The sequence below is a fragment of the Paenibacillus sp. FSL W8-0919 genome (assembly GCF_038003785.1).
Classification (GTDB): domain Bacteria; phylum Bacillota; class Bacilli; order Paenibacillales; family Paenibacillaceae; genus Paenibacillus_AQ; species Paenibacillus_AQ lactis.
In genome coordinates, this window is the sequence record NZ_JBBOPV010000001.1 from 4,017,251 (window position 1) to 4,033,880 (window position 16,630).

A 16,630-nucleotide genomic window follows, 5' to 3' on the forward strand; every position below is an offset into this window, starting at 1 on the left:
GATAAAGGAGTCCATGAAGCAGGTGAAACGTTATGCTAATTCGCAAGACGCAGCAACCCTTAAACGTATGATTATAGGGTGAGCTGCTGCGGCGAAGGTTCATAAGACTTCATTTCTATTGCTCCTGCTTGGCAAGTTTGTTATATTCCTTCTACATAGAGCAACAGCGCATGAGCGATTGCTGGTTGTGTGTTTCGAGTTACTTTACTAGGGGGCTAGAACTATGGCGACTATTGCGGTTATATCCGACATTCATGGCAACATTCCTGCACTTCGGGCCGTTCTGAACGATATGGACCGGCGGGGAGTGGACCGGATCTTCTGTCTCGGCGACCTCGTCGGCAAAGGCCCGGACGGGGATATAGCGGTCGATCTGATACGGAGCCGTTGCGATCGGGTGATTAAGGGCAACTGGGACGACTTTATCGGGAATGAAACGGACAATCCGGTGCTGCAATGGCATCAGAACAAGCTGGGGGCCGAGCGGCTCCAGTACTTAAGCAGACTTGCGTGCACCATTGAATTCAAAATGAGCGGCAAACGGATCCGGCTGTTTCATGCCTCCCCTCGAAGTGTATATGAGCGGATACAACCCTGGGACGATAAGGGGAAGCAGTTATCGATGTTTGAGGCCTCGGATTTGTGTGAAACCCGGGAAGAGTCCGACGTCGCCGGTTATGGTGACATCCACAACGCGTTTATTCACCACCTGGATGGGAAGATCCTGTTTAATACCGGCAGCGTCGGCAACCCACTTGAGCTATGCGAAGCCTCCTATTGTATTATGGAAGGAGAGCTTGGGAGCGAAGACCGTGCTCCGTTAAACATTCAGTTCATACGTGTTCCGTATGATATAGAACAGGCAGTGCAGGATGCGCTGCAATCGGGCATGCCTTCCCCGGAAGGGTATATTATTGAGCTTCGAACCGGTCGTTATCAGGGCCGCAAATCTTAAGGCGAGCGAATCGAAAAAATACAAGCAGCCCCGCACCGATTTTCGCGATGATGCAAAAATCCGGTGCGGGGCTGTTTCAGGCTTTTCTATTATGATTGATTGTCGGATTGCTGACCGGCGCTTGGCTGTTGCTGCTGATTGAATGCTTCGGTAACTTCCTCTTCGGAAATCCCGGTTTCAAAATCACCCGGAACCGGCATTTTGTTCAGCTCCGTACGCTGTACTTCGGCTTTAGTCGGCTGATTGCCATTGTGGTTTGTTTCGCTCATTGTGGCACCTCCTTTATCGTGGACAAATGTAGGATTCCAATGCTGGGATGAAATTATACCAAAATTACCACATGTTTCTTACCCTTACCGAATCACGACCCGGGGACATTAACGAAAAATGTACTTGGGGTAGGTTGAAACCGCTTTGATCATCATTTCAGGCGCTGTTCTTTTCGTAAGTAGCGAAGAACATTCGTAATTTCATATTGGATGCAGAATTCAAGCTCAACGGGCAGCGGTTTATCTGCTATCATAGGAGTATTCTTAGCTTTTGCAAGCGTACGTAAGGCAGTACATATGGAATGGAGTAATGAGAAGATGAGCAAGTCCTACTCGATGCACCCGCTCGGGGATGCTGCCGTTCTTGTCCAGTTAGGCGATGGGATCACCGATGCGGTCCATCAGCGGGTCGTTGACTTTACGCAGCGGGTGGAACGGAATCCTTTTCGGGGGTTTATAGAGTGCGTGCCTTCCTTTACCACCTTAAGCATTTATTACGACCCCTTGACGGTTCAGAAACCGGATGATTCGAGTTCCACATTCGACTATGTGTGCTCCTTGCTGCAAGAACGATTTAAAGCGGATGAAGAAGATGGGAAGCCGCGTTCCATCCAGGAGGTAGTGGATATTCCAGTCTGTTATGGCGGTGATTATGGACCGGATCTGGAGATCGTGGCGGAGCATAACGGAATAACGGCCGATGAGGTCATCCGTCTGCATTCGGGGCAAGATTACTTGGTTTATGCGATCGGATTCGCGCCCGGTTTTCCTTATATCGGTGGTGTTCCAGAGCGTATTGCCGCTCCCCGAAAACAGACGCCCAGACCGCGTATCCCGGCTGGCTCTGTTGGGATCGCGGGCACGCAGACAGGCATTTACCCGATCGAAACGCCGGGAGGCTGGCAAATTATCGGCCGTACCCCGCTTGCCCTGTTCAGACCAGACCGGCAGCCTCCGACTTTGCTGCAGGGCGGGCAGTACATTCGTTTTCGGCCGATTGACCGGGCGGAATATGATCGACTAAGGGAAGTGAAGCTATGCGATTAACCGTCTTGAAGCCGGGGCTGCTGGTTACCGTTCAAGATCTTGGAAGGTTTGGCTACGGCAAGTACGGAGTCATTACGTCCGGTGCTATGGACAAGGAGTCCCATCGTGTCGCCAACTGGCTCGTAGGCAATCCGGACGAAGCGGCTGCGCTCGAAATCACGTGGTCCGGATTCTCGCTGCGGATGGAGGAGGACGGATGGATTGCCGTTACGGGCGGGGATTTGTCGCCGCGGATCGGGGATACGCCTGTACCGATGTGGCGACCGGTTTATGTCCGGAGGGATAGTGTCCTCACGTTTCAACAAGTCCGTTTCGGATGCCGCGCATATCTCGCCGTGTCGGGAGGGCTTAACGTCCCGAAGGTTATGGACAGCCGCAGCACCTTTTTGCGGGCCGGCATCGGCGGATGGGAGGGACGACCGCTTCATGCAGGCGACCGTTTGTCCACATACCCGTCACGGCTTTCGAACCGATCGGTTGACCGTTCTACAATAACAGGCGCATTCTATGCGCCGCGATGGTTTGCGCTGCCGGGGAAGATTCCGGCAACCGGGCAGGAGGTAACTGTCCGGGCCATGCCGGGGCGCCAATATGAGGATTTTGACGAAGTCAGCCGGCATGGCTTCTTCCATCAACCGTTCCGGATCCGTCCCGAATCCGACCGGATGGGGTACCGATTGAAAGGCCCCGATCTGCGGCTGACTAAGGCTAAGGAATATGTGTCGGAAGCCGTTGCTTTGGGCACGATTCAGGTGCCTGCAGACGGCCAGCCGATTATCCTCATGGCGGACCGGCAGACGCTCGGAGGCTATCCGAAAATCGCGCAGATCGCTTCGGTCGATATCCCGCTGGTCGCGCAGCTCCAGCCAGGAGGAACCTTGCGCTTCAGGGAGATTACGCTCCGTGAGGCAGAACGTCTCCGGGACGAACGGGAGCGCGAGCTAGCCATCGTCCGTGAGATGATCAAGCGAAAAATAGAGGGAGTGGTTCCATGATCCAAGTGGATCTTAACTGCGATATGGGAGAAAGCTTCGGCACCTACCGGCTTGGATCGGATAGCGAGCTGCTGAAATGCATCACCTCGGCCAATATCGCCTGCGGATTTCATGCCGGCGATCCTTCGGTCATGCGTCTTACCGTACGCCAAGCGATCGCGCACGGAACGTCGATCGGTGCGCATCCGGGCCTGCCAGATCTGGTCGGCTTCGGAAGAAGAAGAATGGACATTACGCCGGATGAGGCATACGATATGGTTTCGTATCAGATGGGGGCCTTGATGGCTATCACGCTTCAAGAGGGTGGAAAGCTTCATCATGTGAAGCCCCATGGTGCTTTGTATAATATGGCGGCTGTTTCACGCCCCCTAGCCGAGGCTATAGCTTGCGCCGTCCATCGAATCGATCCGGGGCTAATCCTATACGGGCTCGCCGGCAGCGAGCTGGTGGATGCCGGCAAGCGGACGGGGCTTCGAACGGCAAGCGAAGTATTTGCCGACCGCACCTATCAGGATGACGGAACATTGACGCCGCGGAGCCTTCCCGGCGCCCTCATTACGGATGAGGAGCAATCGGTCCGGCAAGTCCTCCGGATGGTCAAGGAGGGCGTGGTCATGTCGCAGTCCGGCAAGATCATTCCGATCGTCGCCGATACGATATGCATTCACGGCGACAGTCCGCATGCGCCGGTATTCGCACGTACCCTGCGTACCCGGCTTGAATCGGAAGGGGTGCGAGTGCAGTCGATCCTTTAAATAAGGCTTCCAACACCTCAATACAGGTATACCGTAGATCATACGCCATTCAATCATGAAGAACTCGTGAGATAATATACATTATGGATTACAGGAGTATATGACCAATGAAAAAAATACTGATTTCAGGCTTCGAGCCCTTTGGCGGAAGCGCCATTAACCCTACGGAAAGACTGATTAACGATATCAAAAACGAAAGTTTCGCGGATGCGGAAATCCGAACGGTCCTGCTGCCGGTTCATTATGACGAGTGCGCCGAGCTCCTGCTGAAGGAGGTCCATACATTTGAACCGGACGCAGTTATCGCTTGCGGGGTGGCGGGAGGAAGAACCGCGGTTACCCCTGAACGGATCGCGATAAATACCAAGGATGTGCCGCCCGAATCCGTGATCGCGGACAACCGGGGGGCGAGGCCGCAGGATGAGCCGATCGATCCGGAGGGCCCGGACGGTCTGTTCGCGACCCTTCCGATCCGTGCGATGGTGAATCGGATGAAGGAAGCTGGAATTCCGGCAACCGTATCCAATACGGCAGGCACTTATATTTGTAATAACACCATGTATGCGGTGCTGAACGAGATCCGGAAGCGGCAGCTGCCAATCCTCGCCGGCTTCGTTCATTTTCCGGCATCGACGGAGATGGCCTTGGAGAAGCCTGGGCTGCCAACGCTGTCCCAAGATACGATGCTTCGAGCGCTTAAAGTCATTGTTCGAACGACGATCGATGAGCTGACGGAATAACCGTAAGCTTTTCTGAACCGGCTTGGGTTGTTGTCCTGGGGGATGGAAATGGATGCATTAAATTTGCCTGGTGTGTAAAATTAATTAAAGCGGAGGCTATAAACTTATGATTTACCGAAGAAAAAAGTACATGGTTGACGCAAGTATCGCAGTGGCGTTTAATGAGCATTTTAACAGCACTCTATTAACGACGCAATTAAAGTATGGTGCAAGATTAGTTGGAAGATGGATGGCCCCGAATAAGGAAGGAAATGTGGAGATTTTTGCTATATGGCAATATGACAGTCTCGAAGCTTACGAAGAAATAGAGAATAATGTTAGAAGTGATAACGAGCACGTTGAACGTGTACAGAAGTGGTTTGAAAAAATGGGAGGCAGAGAGAATCTAAAAAAGGCGTTTTATTTCATTGACGAAGATTTTATCGAATCAACGGTTCCAGTCGAAAATACAATCCTTTCAGCAAAATAAAGAGATTGCTCAGCTCATAAAAACTGTATTAGTCAATAAAGGACCATCCTTTAATCGGCATTTTTTGATGGTCCTTTTTTACGTTCAAACTTAATTCGAAGGCTCCCGGATCATCGGCTTAGGAAGTTTACAATGAATGAAAGTTTGTTTGGTTAAGATGGAAGGAGGGGATGCTGCGCTCGTACTACCCTGCCGGTTAACTTAATGCGTCTTCAATAACAGGGATGCAAGGAGAGAGGAAAGGATCGCGCTGCTCCTTCAGCTGCCCGCGCGCAAGCACCAACACCCGAAATTCGTTGTCCTCACCTTCCTGATTCTCGTCATCCCTGGAATACAGCAGTCCGTATGATCCAGGGGCAATCTCCCCGATATAACGGTACAATGACAAGATTTCATCGGCTTCTGGACCTTTCTCCTTCGTAAACCCTCCAACATGCAGATAGTAACATCCGCATGCGGCATTGAGAGACAGCAGGCCGCTTCCCCAAGCATATTCCGTAATCTTTAATTGTATTTTCGGAATGATCGCTTCCAGTTGTTCCTGCTCGGCTTTCGAAGCTGTCACTTGAATGGTAATCCAGCCATGAAATTCATACATTGCTTCTCACCTCGCATCGTTTTCCTATATATTTACACCCACCTTCTTAATGTCGAAACATATTTCTCGCGGTACGCATGAGGGAAAGCAGATCGGCTCAAATAGGCAGGAAGGATACAAATCCTACAGGAATAGAAAAGGCTCCTTCGAAGGTCCGGTAACGTGATCCGGTTATTCGAGGAGCCTTGTTCAATGCTCTAGGTGCGGGCATTGCCCGACACTTGTCCTAATGAAGCGTAATAGCCCTATGGGGCGTTATTTCAACCTTACGATAAGGGCGTTGCTGATCTGACGGCCGGGTGCGGTAAGATAAGAGCCGTTGTAATACAGCCCGCTGGATGCGCCGCCATCCAGATTCATCGCCTGGTAGGCTCCGGCCTGCCTCATGATTTCCGCCAATTGGGGAATGGTTGCCCCTCCTGTTGTCAGCAAAATAAGCTTATGATCCTTCGTGATCCCAAGTGCGCTTCGTGCGCCTCCACCCGTTAGAATCTTCGGATCTTTAAAGCCTTCCTTCTTGACGTTCAGCGAAACTTTGCCGTCCTTCACCAGCCGGGGGCCCGCTTGAAGAGCCCCTTTCATTTGTCCTTGCTCATATTCCGATTTGAAGTCCAGACCCGGAATCATCTGGGTCAGATTATTACGGTCGTAGGTAAAGATCGTCCGGTTATCGCCTGGGGCCTTGTGCAGAATGGCGCCGTTATGTACGAGATAGCCGTAAGGCGCTTTATAAGCACCGGCGGTATAGGCATCGAAGTAGGTTCCGTTGATGGCGGCAACCGCTTGATTCCGTTTCGCAAGGCTGCGCAAATCCTCGACTTTGCCGGGTTTATTGCCGGCAAGGGCCACGCCAAGCTCCACCTTCGGATGCAGAAGGGAGACGGTTACCACCTGGGCGCTGAAGCTTCGGGAACCAACCTTGAATGTTTTCTTCGCCGAAGTGACCGGCTTCAATGTATTCGAAACGAGCTTGCCCGACATCACCGGCAGTGTATTCGAAGCAGATGTTGCTCCGTCTTTGATCTGCAAGGCTGTACGGTTAGGCTCCCACTTCAACGCAAGGCCTAATTGCTGAGCGGTAAACTGAAGCGGTACATATGTGATGCCGTTCTCGGAGAACGGGGCTGCCTTGATCTGCGTTTTTTTGCCGTCAATGTACGCGGTCCTGCTCCCCAAGTAAAGGGTAAGCTGCTTATTGTCTTTTGTTATGCGAAGCTTCTTTTCGGCAGCTGTGTAGGACACTTGAATGCCCTCAAAGGTCTTAAGGAGGGACACTGGGATAAAGGACTGGTTGTTCTTGTCAACATAGGCAAGCATTTTCGGAGCGGAAGCCGCGTTCAATGGGGTCACCACCATAAGCATGGCGAGGATGACGAGTAAGAGGATTCTTTTCATGGTTCTTTCTAAACTCCTTTTCTCTATGTCTGTTTCGGTTGGCTTGAGCTCAACTCGGCTGCATGTGTGCCAATACTATATCGGCTTACCGGGATGAAACCATTAGGACCATAAACGGGTTCCTTCGCCCGATTTGTAAAAAATGGCCAATAAAATGTTGACACGGAACCACATCTCTTGTATGGTTAATTACATGAGTAACTAACCGAAGATGTAATGAAGTCTGAACACGAAAGCGGTGAGGTAATGGCGTTTCAAATTGATGACAGCAGACCGATATTCATGCAAATTGCGGACAAAATTGAAGATGACATCATAGAGGAACGATTGCCTGAGGAGACGCAGGTTCCATCTACGAATCAGTTTGCGGCCTTTTACCAGATCAATCCGGCCACAGCGGCCAAGGGCGTCAATCTGCTGGTCGATCAAGGGATTTTGTATAAGAAACGGGGGATTGGCATGTTTGTAGCAGCGGGAGCACGTGAACAGCTCATCGAGAAGCGCAAGACGGAGTTTTATGAGCAGTACGTTGTGGCTATGGTGAAGGAAGCCGAGAAGCTTGGGATTACGAAAGATCAATTATCGGAAATGATCCGCAGAGGGGAGCAAGACTGATGAGCCAAACCGTCATCGAAGTCAACAATTTGAGCAAGGTATACAAGGATTTTACGGCCGTCGATAATGTCAGCTTTAGGATCGAGGCGAATAAGATTTACGGATTGCTGGGGAGAAACGGCGCCGGGAAAACAACCATCATGCAGATGATTACGGCACAGCAGTTCTCAACCAAAGGGGAGATCCGCGTATTTGGCGAGCATCCTTATGAAAATAACAAGGTGATTCAGCAGATATGCTTTATCAGGGAGAGTCAGAAATATCCGGATTTAGTTACCGTCCGGGATGTCATGGGGATTGCCTCCGACGTATACCCGAACTGGGACGCGGAATACGCCAAAGCGCTGATCGAAATTTTCCGTCTGCCGATGAAGCGCCTTGTGAAGAGATTGTCGCGCGGCATGCTGTCAGCGGTCGGGATCATCGTAGGACTCGCCAGCCGAGCGCCCATTACGGTGTTCGACGAGCCTTATCTTGGCCTCGACGCCGTTGCAAGAGAGCTTTTCTATGATCAGCTGATCGAAGATTACACCAGCCATCCGCGTACCATTATTCTGTCCACACATTTGATAGATGAAGTCAGCAGGCTGCTGGAGCATATCATTCTTATCGATGAAGGAAAAATATTGCTGGATTCGGATACCGATGAACTCCGCGGACGGACCTGCAATGTGATCGGGCATCAATCTGCGGTTGAATCCTTTATTCAAGGCAGAAAAGTCATTCATACGGAATCGCTCGGATCAATGGTTTCGGCTACGGTGATGGGCAAGACCGAAGCAGAGGTGAAGCAAGAAGCAGCACAAGCAGGACTGGAAACGGTACCCGTATCCTTGCAGCAATTAATCGTTCATTTAACGAGAAACGGAAAGGTGGCGAGCCGCTAATGAGAGGGATATCCAGCGTTATTAACATTCATTTAAGACATAAACTTACGTGGTTTTATTTGCCTTGGATGATCATGGCCTTCAGTTTCTTGGTCAATTTGCTGATCGGTGTATTGATTAATGGAGAGACGTTGTATACGGGCGGTTTGGGTACCATCTATATATTCATGTTCGTTACCTCATTGACCACAGCGATTCAGTTGTTCCCCTTCACCACGGGGTTTAGCATACGCAGAACGGACTTTTTCATAGGGACCCTTACCTTTATAACCTTGATCAGTATCTTCAACTCGGCACTTCTTGTGGTTCTATCCCATATTGAAGTATGGACCGGGGCATGGGGAGATCATATGCGCTTCTTCAATTTACCGTATCTGAATGATGGATCATGGCTTATCCAATTCGTTGTGAATGTCATCTTAATGTTATGGTTTTCCATGTTGGGGCTGGGCATCGGAGCGTTTTTCTTAAGATTCAGAGGGATCCGAACGTTTATCATGCTTGCAGCCGTTACGATCATCATCTCGGGTCTCAGCTTGATTGCGATGCGATACGAATGGTGGGGGCCGATCTTTAAATGGTTTGCTAGTCATTCTGCTCTCGACTTGACGCTATGGATGATTCCGATTGTGCTTATCCTTGCACTGTGCTCTCGCCAGTGTCTGCGCAGATCAACGGTGTAATTGCCAGAAGATGCAACAGGGAGGTGCACCAAGATCATTGGATCTTGGGGGTGCCTCTCTTTTTTTTGTGTGAAAAAGTGTTCTTCGTACAAATGACCTGCCTTGGTTCGTCGTCCGGGCTTCGGGTTATAGCAGCGTACAGCATCCATCATTACGCCGCTCACAGAGTGAGGCAGGGCTGCCTGCGGCAAATGAAAAGACGCCCGATCACTCGGACGTCTTTTGCTTGCGCTTTGCTTTGTGCAGTTCTTTTGCTCCCGCAAGCGTTGTTCCCGGTGGAAACGAGAGGAGCGGGTGCTTGGACGCGCCGATGTGCTGGGAGGTGTAGATGCCGGAGTGCCCGGAGAACAAGTAGCTTATGACGCAGGCCAAGAGCATATACACGGCGCCTTCTCCTCCAAACAGCTCGATTCCCATGATAAAACAAGCAATCGGGGTGTTGGTTGCCCCGCAGAATACAGCAATAAAACCTAATGCGGCCAGGAAAGGGGCGTACAATCCGAGCCATCCCGATAACGCATTGCCCAGCGTTGCCCCAATGGCAAACAGCGGCGTTACCTCGCCACCCTGAAACCCTGCTCCAAGCGTCAGCGAGGTAAAGAGGATTTTACCAAGAAAGGCGAATGGCGAAACTTCCCCAGCGAAGGATTCTTCGATCAGGGGGAGGCCAAGTCCCAAGTAATCGCGTGTGCCAAGCAGATAAACCAGCCCAATGAGGATGACGCCTCCCATTGCGCTTTTGACCATAGGATTGCGGAAAACGTGGCTGTACCATTTTTTCAGAGCATGGGTAAGCTCGCTGAATAGCCGGCTTACGAGTCCGAAGAGGATCGAAGCTGCAACGACTTTCATCAGGACGATAAAGCTCAGAGGGGGAATCTCCCCGATCAGATAATGCGCATGGCCGACACCCCAGAGGGAAGTGGCGGTTAAGTTGCCGACCAGGCTGGCGATGAAGGCAGGAATTAACGCCTGGTGCGAGATGAGGCCAATGGCTAGGACTTCGAGACCAAACAGCGTTCCGGCGAGCGGTGTGCCGAAGATGGAGCCGAAGCCGCCGCTAATTCCGCAGATAAGCAGGATCTTTCGATCAAGCGATGTCACGCGAATGAGCTTGCCGAACCACTCCGATAAGCTTCCCCCCATTTGGACGGCTGTGCCTTCACGTCCGGCGGAGCCTCCGAACAGATGCGTAACCAGCGTCCCGAAGAGGACCAGCGGCGCCATCCGCAGCGGGATGGATTCTGTGCCGCCATGGATCTGTTCCAGGATAAGATTATTTCCCTTCGCACTGCTCTTGCCGAACCTTTCGTAGAGGAAGCTGACCACAACGCCTCCCAGGGGAAGGAGGAACAGCAGCCAAGGGTTTCCTATTCGAAGGTTCGTTACATAGTCAAGGCTATAAAGAAAGAAGGCAGAGGCACTGCCTGTCATCATGCCGACGATGCTGCCAAGCACGATCCATTTGATCAAATAACCTGTCAGCAGGGCGTATGGCGGCCAATTCTCGTTAGGTTCAACCCATTTCTTCATCAAATCCGTTCACCCGTTTCTGTTTATTCGCCGCTAACCCCTGGATACACAAAACAGACTCCTACCAGGAAAGCGACCTCTGGTAGGAGTCATTAGCCTCGAAAAGCGGTTATGGCGAACTCCATCGCCTCATTCAATTTGCATTCATTGTAATGGAACAGAGGTTTGCGTGTCAATAGGACAACCCGCTATGAAGCAGGTATACGATACTTGAGATTACTCAGCATGGTTTGGAGCATCGATGGATTGGGGCATGGATTTTTTTCAGGAGGAGAAATTCAACATGTCCATGGACGAAGAATATGCCATATTTTATCATTGTAAATGATAATGAGAATCAATATCACAGGATCGAGGAGAGAATGATGTCATCAAACACGTCCAAGCCAAGACTTTCAGATGCTGAGATTCATGTCCACGTCAAAGGGCGTCCATGGGCTGCGACCCTGATTATCACGGGAGGCGCGGCTGCACTGATGCTTGGCATAGCGTTATCCATATCGCTTGGAGCGGCCGAGATTGATCTGCGAAGTGTATGGGAAGCTGTGTTCTTCTTTGATCCCAGCTTGACGGAGCATCAGATTATCCAGGAGCTGCGCATGCCGAGAGTTCTCGGCGGGGCCATGGTGGGCGCTTGTTTCGCCGTATCGGGAGCCATTATGCAAGGGATGACCCGGAATCCGCTCGCCGATTCGGGCCTGCTTGGATTAAATGCGGGGGCGGGGTTCGTGATCGCGATTTGCTTTGCGTTTTTTCCGGGGCTGCCGTATATGTATCTGATTCTGCTCTCATTCGTTGGGGCTGCCTTGGGTGCGATGCTCGTGTATGGAGTCAGTTCCATGTCCAAAGGAGGGCTGACACCGGTTCGGCTCGTTCTGGCCGGTGCTGCGCTTAGCGCGCTCTTAAGTGCTCTTAGCGAAGGCATCGCATTGTATTTTCGGGTCGGGCAGGATATGGCGTTTTGGTATGCCGGCGGTACGGCAGGGATTCAGTGGAATCATCTGAAGATCATGCTGCCTTGGATAGCCGCTGCTATATTGGGTGCGATTGCCTTATCGCGCTCAATTACGATGCTTAGCCTTGGGGATGATGTAGCACGTGGACTGGGTCAGCGAACGGGGCTCGTCAAGCTGGGCGGGACGGCGATCGTGTTAGTGCTGGCAGGGGCCGCCGTCTCGGTTGTCGGCGCGGTGGGCTTTGTCGGTCTCTTGATTCCGCATGTCACGCGCAAGCTGGTCGGCGTGGATTACCGGCTCATCATTCCCTGCTCGGCCGTGCTGGGAAGCCTGCTGGTCGTCATTGCCGATCTCGCCGCCAGAATGGTGAACCCTCCTTATGAAACGCCAGTGGGCGCGGTCATTGCCTTGATTGGGGTCCCTTTCTTCCTCTATCTGGCACGCAAAGAAAGGAGGGAGCTGTAGATGGAAGCCGTCACAAATGCCATCCAAACGCGAAAAAGCAGGAGACGGAACATCATCACCTTGTCTGTTCTGGGTGCATTGATTGTCCTGGTGTTTCTAATCAGCATGAACACCGGCGTGATTCGGCTATCCCCCGTCGAGGTCGTAACGACATTGTTTGGCGGCGGAACCGATAAGCAGAATTTGGTGCTGTTTGATTTCCGGTTGCCTCGCATCGTCATTTCACTGCTTATTGGCGCGGGTTTAGCGGTATCCGGCTGCGTGATGCAGGGAATATCCCGCAACGCGCTTGCCGATCCGGGTATCCTGGGGATCAATGCGGGAGCCGGGTTGATGGTCATGCTGTTCATCTCATTTTTCCCGAACACGACAGCGGCTCCGATTTATCTGCTGCCGGTTTTAGCTTTGATTGGAGCCGGCTTGACCGCGGCCTTGATCTGCGTGCTTGCTTATAAGAAGAACCAGGGCTTTAAGCCGACAGGCCTTCTGTTGACGGGAATTGCCGTCGCAGCCGGCATAAGCGCGGCAATGATCGTGCTTACACTGCGATTGAGTCCGGAGAAATACCAGTTTGTTGCCGTCTGGCTTGCGGGCAGTATCTGGGGGTCGAGCTGGAAGTTCGTGCTGGCCTTGCTCCCATGGATCCTTGTGCTTCTGCCCTTCGTGATGTACAAAGCGCAGGTGATGAACGTTCTTAATCTTGGAGAATCGATGGCGACCGGACTGGGTGCATCCGTAACGAGGGAGCAATTGAAGCTGCTGGCAGCGGCGGTCGGCTTGGCGGCCTCCTGCGTCGCGGTGAGCGGAGGGATTGGGTTCGTCGGGCTTATTGCACCCCACCTGGGCAGACGCTTGGTCGGTGCGAAGCATCAAATGCTGCTGCCGGTAACAGCGATGATCGGTGCATTGCTGGTCATCACAGCCGACACGCTGAGCCGCTCGATCCTTCAACCGTCTGAGATCCCGACAGGGATCGTGGTTGCGGTGATCGGTGCGCCATATTTCCTGTACCTGTTATCCAGGACGAGAGCTTAGCAGCCCAGATGCAAGGGATCTTTAGGAGTTCTTGTGAAGGGAGAGGGTCCTGCCACGAGGATCTGATCGCATCGCATGGAATATACAGCCGATTGCATCGAGCTCAATTCGGTGCATGCCCCAGCCATACACTACTAAATCAGGAGGAGACAAATATGCTCACATCGAAGTATCGGGTCATACTCACAATGCTCATCATATGTTTGATTTCCGGATGCGGCGGGAAGGGAAATCCGACCGGCAACGCGGGTACTACGGGGGAAACAGCCGCAAGCGCGGATAAGCCCCAGACCGAAGTCTCGGCGCAGCCTGCGACTAGAAAGGTGGATACCATACACGGGGAAATCAAATATCCGGCAGAACCGAAGCGAATTGTTGTCGATGCCTATCTGCCAACCCTGCTGCTGCTCGGAGAGAAGCCGGTAGGCGCGACAGCGAAGGATCTGGAGAATGTCCATATCCAAGACATGATCGATGGTATCGAGAGTACCGGCGAAAACGCAACGGAAAAAATCCTGGAACTGAACCCCGACCTGATCATCAGCGCCAATTCCGATCCGGAGGTGTTCGAGAAGCTGTCCAAAATTGCGCCCACAATCATTCTTCCTTATGAAACCTATCGAAGCGTGCACGAAGAAGTGGAGGGGCTGGGTGCAATCCTTGGCAAGGAAGAAGAGGCGAAGGAATGGCTGGCTGAGTTTGACGAGAAAATAGAAGCGCTGCGCGCGAAGGTGGACGGCGTGGTGGAGGAAGGAGAAACCTTTTCGATCTTCGGCGCTTTCGGCAAGACCTTCTACCTTTATGGCGACGGCATTTATCGCGGAGGATTGGCGATTTACAAGGAGCTCAAGCTTACCCCTCCGGAACGAATCCAACAAGAACTGATTGCCACTGGTGAGACCTACAAAGAAGTGTCCATGGAGGTTCTGAAAGATTATGCAGGAGATTATATCTTTTTTGACGAGTCCAATGGTGCCGAGATGGATAAGAGCAATAGGGTATGGACTTCGATCGAAGCCGTAAGTCAGGGGCGCGTGTTTTACCTGGATGCCAAACGATTCTGGCCGTATGATCCGATTGCCGTATTGGCCCAGGCCGAGGAAGTGACGAATATGATCGTCAGCCAAAAAGAGAAGGAGAACGCGAAATAATCGATCGTTCACGAGTGGCAAGAGCAGATTCGCATCGAATTAGCCATGACCTATGTGCTATAAAGCTTCAGCCGCAATGTGGCAGGCCCTGTATAACAGCGTCTGCCATGTTTTTGTTTTCATAGAGACATCGATTCATGATGATAGGGAGCTTAAAACGTTAGAGATCATCTTACACCATGAAATTGATCCTCCAGAGCTATTGATAATAATTAACATATAAAGTAAATTTTGAATATAGAATCTACTTCCTATATATGTAAATAAAACAATAAACAGCAATTAAAAGGTTTGTTTGGATGTAGAATATTTCATGAGATTTTCGTATCTTTGCAAAGGAGGTGATGCTGTTTTATGCAAGGCAGTCTGTAAAGCTTAACGATCCATTATTGAGGAGGGATTAATGATGAGAGCGGGTTTATGCAGAATTCCGGACAAATCGAGAGTGATGCTATTGCCTTTAATGGTCGTCGTGTCTATGATCATGAGCTTTTTCCCCCTTGAGGTTTCTGCAGCAGATCGGGGTTCCTGGGCAGCCTATGTGTCTTATGCCGTAAACGACAACGTGACGTACGATGGGAAATCGTATAAAGCTATTCAATCTCATACTTCACTACCCGGATGGGAACCGCCCAATGTTCCTGCATTATGGCAGCATGTTCAAGGTGGCGGAGGTAATGATACTGCAGCTCCGACAGCACCTGCGAATGTAACTGTAAGTTCAGTCACCTCTTCAAGCGTTACTTTATCCTGGCAAGCCTCTACGGACAATGTTGGCGTGACAGGATATGATGTCTACCAGGGCACAGCCCTTGCGGCTTCGGTTACCGGTACGAGCGCGACCATAGCGGGTCTTTCACCGAACACGACCTATTCATTTAAGGTCATAGCTAAGGATGCTGCCGGGAATCTTTCACCTGCCAGTGCGAGTGTGACTGCAACAACGGCAGAAGAGACAGGCGGAGGTCCCCAGCCGACCAAGCATATATTGACAGGGTACTGGCAGAATTTTGTCAATGGTGCCAGCAAATTGAAGGTGAGAGATATACCGGATCAATATGACATCATTGTGTTAGCGTTTGCTGAGATGGACCCTGTTAACCCTGGCGGTGTCGTTTTCAATGTAGATTCTGCGCTATCCGCAGCTCTGGGCGGGTATACCAATGCCGAGCTGATCGCGGATATTCAAACTAAACGAGCTCAAGGCAAGAAGGTCATCATATCCATTGGAGGGGAATTAGGGAACATTGATTTGAATACTGCCTCGCCGAATATAACGAACTTTGTGAACAGCATGTACGGGATCATCACGCAATTTGGACTTGATGGGATAGACATTGACCTGGAGCATGGCATGAATGTGCCTAACTTAACCACCGCGATTCGCCAACTGAAGCAAAAAGCAGGAAATGATTTTATTCTGACAATGGCTCCTCAAACGATAGACATGCAGAGTCCAAACACCTCCTATATGCAGCTTTATAACAATCTGAAGGATATCACAACCGTAATGAACGTCCAGTACTATAACTCTGGATGCATGTTAGGTCGTGACGGTAAATGCTACTCCCAGGGCACGGTTGATTTCCTTACGGCGCTGTCGGACTTAACGCTGCAGTGGGTATCACCTTCCCAATTGGGACTTGGAGTACCTGCTGCCTCTTCAGCAGCCGGAGGCGGATATGTTTCTCCAACGGTCGTGAATAATGCCCTGAATTGTCTAGCAACTGGAAACAACTGTGGAAGTTATAAGCCTGTGGCTAAATACCCTGATGTACGGGGAGCAATGACGTGGTCCATTAACTGGGATGCGACTACGAATTACGCTCTTGCTAAAACGGTGAGACCATTCTTAGACACACTGCCTTAATGTTCATGATATCGTGTAACTTTAGTAGATAGTTATCATAAAATAGAGAAACCTCTCTTTGATATGTGGTGAATCCACCCATCATTATCATAGAGAGGTTTTGTTTTATTTTAGATGGTCGAAAGGATCTGTCCTTGGATACCCATGTTGGAACCATATCCCGCACTCTATTAGGTTTTATCTCTTTGATAAGTTAAGGTGTATCCGATTCG

Annotated in this window: 17 protein-coding genes and 1 riboswitch; of the genes, 13 read left to right on the forward strand and 4 right to left on the reverse strand. The window is 51.0% G+C overall.

All coding sequences use genetic code 11. The annotated features are described in order from the left end of the window. The first annotated feature begins 223 nt into the window (after positions 1 to 223). Positions 224 to 955 (forward strand): metallophosphoesterase family protein, encoded by a 732-nt coding sequence (locus NST44_RS18280; protein ID WP_251537560.1) that lies wholly within the window; start codon positions 224 to 226, stop codon positions 953 to 955. A gap of 89 nt (positions 956 to 1,044) precedes the next feature. Here the strand turns inward: NST44_RS18280 and NST44_RS18285 are convergent, their stop codons facing one another. Next, complete coding sequence (locus tag NST44_RS18285) at positions 1,045 to 1,224, reverse strand: hypothetical protein (RefSeq protein WP_007130275.1); 180 nt, start codon at positions 1,222 to 1,224, stop codon at positions 1,045 to 1,047. A 318-nt stretch (positions 1,225 to 1,542) separates the two neighbouring features. Here NST44_RS18285 and pxpB point away from each other — a divergent pair, with 318 nt between their 5' ends. The 5 genes from pxpB (at position 1,543) to NST44_RS18310 (ending at position 5,230) form a co-directional block, all read left to right on the forward strand. Then, a complete protein-coding gene (gene pxpB, locus NST44_RS18290; RefSeq protein WP_251537559.1) occupies positions 1,543 to 2,271 on the forward strand; it encodes a 5-oxoprolinase subunit PxpB in 729 nt (242 codons plus the stop codon). Continuing rightward, complete coding sequence (locus NST44_RS18295; RefSeq protein ID WP_251537558.1) at positions 2,262 to 3,266, forward strand: 5-oxoprolinase subunit C family protein; 1,005 nt, start codon at positions 2,262 to 2,264, stop codon at positions 3,264 to 3,266. The genes pxpB and NST44_RS18295 overlap by 10 nt, the downstream gene beginning before the upstream one ends. Further along, positions 3,263 to 4,021 (forward strand): LamB/YcsF family protein, encoded by a 759-nt coding sequence (locus NST44_RS18300; protein ID WP_007130272.1) that lies wholly within the window; start codon positions 3,263 to 3,265, stop codon positions 4,019 to 4,021. The genes NST44_RS18295 and NST44_RS18300 overlap by 4 nt, the downstream gene beginning before the upstream one ends. A 107-nt stretch (positions 4,022 to 4,128) precedes the next feature. After that, complete coding sequence (gene pcp / locus NST44_RS18305) at positions 4,129 to 4,761, forward strand: pyroglutamyl-peptidase I (RefSeq protein ID WP_007130271.1); 633 nt, start codon at positions 4,129 to 4,131, stop codon at positions 4,759 to 4,761. 106 nt (positions 4,762 to 4,867) lie between these two features. Further along, a complete protein-coding gene (locus NST44_RS18310; RefSeq protein ID WP_007130270.1) occupies positions 4,868 to 5,230 on the forward strand; it encodes an NIPSNAP family protein in 363 nt (120 codons plus the stop codon). A gap of 196 nt (positions 5,231 to 5,426) precedes the next feature. Here NST44_RS18310 and NST44_RS18315 read toward each other — a convergent pair whose 3' ends face one another. After that, on the reverse strand, positions 5,427 to 5,828 hold the full coding sequence (locus NST44_RS18315; RefSeq protein ID WP_007130269.1) for an Imm7 family immunity protein: 402 nt from the start codon (positions 5,826 to 5,828) through the stop codon (positions 5,427 to 5,429). 255 nt (positions 5,829 to 6,083) lie between these two features. Beyond that, a complete protein-coding gene (locus tag NST44_RS18320) occupies positions 6,084 to 7,223 on the reverse strand; it encodes a phosphodiester glycosidase family protein (RefSeq protein WP_007130268.1) in 1,140 nt (379 codons plus the stop codon). A gap of 246 nt (positions 7,224 to 7,469) precedes the next feature. Between NST44_RS18320 and NST44_RS18325 the strand changes: the two genes are divergently transcribed. From NST44_RS18325 to NST44_RS18335, 3 genes are read left to right on the forward strand one after another with little or no spacing between them, the layout of a single operon-like run. Next, on the forward strand, positions 7,470 to 7,838 hold the full coding sequence (locus NST44_RS18325; RefSeq protein ID WP_028407145.1) for a GntR family transcriptional regulator: 369 nt from the start codon (positions 7,470 to 7,472) through the stop codon (positions 7,836 to 7,838). Then, positions 7,838 to 8,725, forward strand: coding sequence for an ABC transporter ATP-binding protein (locus NST44_RS18330; protein ID WP_007130266.1), 888 nt, complete (start codon positions 7,838 to 7,840; stop codon positions 8,723 to 8,725). The genes NST44_RS18325 and NST44_RS18330 overlap by 1 nt, the downstream gene beginning before the upstream one ends. Continuing rightward, a complete protein-coding gene (locus NST44_RS18335) occupies positions 8,725 to 9,408 on the forward strand; it encodes a hypothetical protein (RefSeq protein ID WP_007130265.1) in 684 nt (227 codons plus the stop codon). Before NST44_RS18330 ends, NST44_RS18335 begins: the two co-directional genes overlap by 1 nt. Before the next feature lie 207 nt (positions 9,409 to 9,615). Here NST44_RS18335 and NST44_RS18340 read toward each other — a convergent pair whose 3' ends face one another. Then, entirely contained in the window at positions 9,616 to 10,941 is a 1,326-nt protein-coding gene (locus NST44_RS18340) for a voltage-gated chloride channel family protein (RefSeq protein ID WP_007130264.1), read from the reverse strand. Between the two features lie 76 nt (positions 10,942 to 11,017). Then, positions 11,018 to 11,079: riboswitch (Fluoride riboswitch) on the reverse strand. A gap of 227 nt (positions 11,080 to 11,306) precedes the next feature. Between NST44_RS18340 and NST44_RS18345 the strand changes: the two genes are divergently transcribed. The 4 genes from NST44_RS18345 (at position 11,307) to NST44_RS18360 (ending at position 16,418) form a co-directional block, all read left to right on the forward strand. After that, positions 11,307 to 12,362 carry a FecCD family ABC transporter permease gene (locus NST44_RS18345; RefSeq protein ID WP_007130263.1) on the forward strand — a complete coding sequence of 352 codons (1,056 nt, stop codon included), beginning with the start codon at positions 11,307 to 11,309 and terminating at the stop codon, positions 12,360 to 12,362. Beyond that, a complete protein-coding gene (locus tag NST44_RS18350; RefSeq protein WP_007130262.1) occupies positions 12,363 to 13,397 on the forward strand; it encodes a FecCD family ABC transporter permease in 1,035 nt (344 codons plus the stop codon). Positions 13,398 to 13,552: 155 nt separating this feature from the next. Beyond that, positions 13,553 to 14,548 (forward strand): ABC transporter substrate-binding protein, encoded by a 996-nt coding sequence (locus tag NST44_RS18355; protein WP_007130261.1) that lies wholly within the window; start codon positions 13,553 to 13,555, stop codon positions 14,546 to 14,548. 403 nt (positions 14,549 to 14,951) lie between these two features. Next, on the forward strand, positions 14,952 to 16,418 hold the full coding sequence (locus tag NST44_RS18360; protein ID WP_186332885.1) for a chitinase: 1,467 nt from the start codon (positions 14,952 to 14,954) through the stop codon (positions 16,416 to 16,418). The last annotated feature ends 212 nt before the right edge of the window (positions 16,419 to 16,630 follow it).

Excerpts from the sequence above, each read along its gene's own strand:
- NST44_RS18280 (WP_251537560.1), top strand. The coding sequence starts at position 224 with ATGGCGACTATTGCGGTTATATCCGACATTCATGGCAACATTCCTGCA.
- NST44_RS18285 (WP_007130275.1), bottom strand. The coding sequence starts at position 1,224 with ATGAGCGAAACAAACCACAATGGCAATCAGCCGACTAAAGCCGAAGTA.
- pxpB (WP_251537559.1), top strand. The coding sequence starts at position 1,543 with ATGAGCAAGTCCTACTCGATGCACCCGCTCGGGGATGCTGCCGTTCTT.
- NST44_RS18295 (WP_251537558.1), top strand. The coding sequence starts at position 2,262 with ATGCGATTAACCGTCTTGAAGCCGGGGCTGCTGGTTACCGTTCAAGAT.
- NST44_RS18300 (WP_007130272.1), top strand. The coding sequence starts at position 3,263 with ATGATCCAAGTGGATCTTAACTGCGATATGGGAGAAAGCTTCGGCACC.
- pcp (WP_007130271.1), top strand. The coding sequence starts at position 4,129 with ATGAAAAAAATACTGATTTCAGGCTTCGAGCCCTTTGGCGGAAGCGCC.
- NST44_RS18310 (WP_007130270.1), top strand. The coding sequence starts at position 4,868 with ATGATTTACCGAAGAAAAAAGTACATGGTTGACGCAAGTATCGCAGTG.
- NST44_RS18315 (WP_007130269.1), bottom strand. The coding sequence starts at position 5,828 with ATGTATGAATTTCATGGCTGGATTACCATTCAAGTGACAGCTTCGAAA.
- NST44_RS18320 (WP_007130268.1), bottom strand. The coding sequence starts at position 7,223 with ATGAAAAGAATCCTCTTACTCGTCATCCTCGCCATGCTTATGGTGGTG.
- NST44_RS18325 (WP_028407145.1), top strand. The coding sequence starts at position 7,470 with ATGGCGTTTCAAATTGATGACAGCAGACCGATATTCATGCAAATTGCG.
- NST44_RS18330 (WP_007130266.1), top strand. The coding sequence starts at position 7,838 with ATGAGCCAAACCGTCATCGAAGTCAACAATTTGAGCAAGGTATACAAG.
- NST44_RS18335 (WP_007130265.1), top strand. The coding sequence starts at position 8,725 with ATGAGAGGGATATCCAGCGTTATTAACATTCATTTAAGACATAAACTT.
- NST44_RS18340 (WP_007130264.1), bottom strand. The coding sequence starts at position 10,941 with ATGAAGAAATGGGTTGAACCTAACGAGAATTGGCCGCCATACGCCCTG.
- NST44_RS18345 (WP_007130263.1), top strand. The coding sequence starts at position 11,307 with ATGTCATCAAACACGTCCAAGCCAAGACTTTCAGATGCTGAGATTCAT.
- NST44_RS18350 (WP_007130262.1), top strand. The coding sequence starts at position 12,363 with ATGGAAGCCGTCACAAATGCCATCCAAACGCGAAAAAGCAGGAGACGG.
- NST44_RS18355 (WP_007130261.1), top strand. The coding sequence starts at position 13,553 with ATGCTCACATCGAAGTATCGGGTCATACTCACAATGCTCATCATATGT.
- NST44_RS18360 (WP_186332885.1), top strand. The coding sequence starts at position 14,952 with ATGATGAGAGCGGGTTTATGCAGAATTCCGGACAAATCGAGAGTGATG.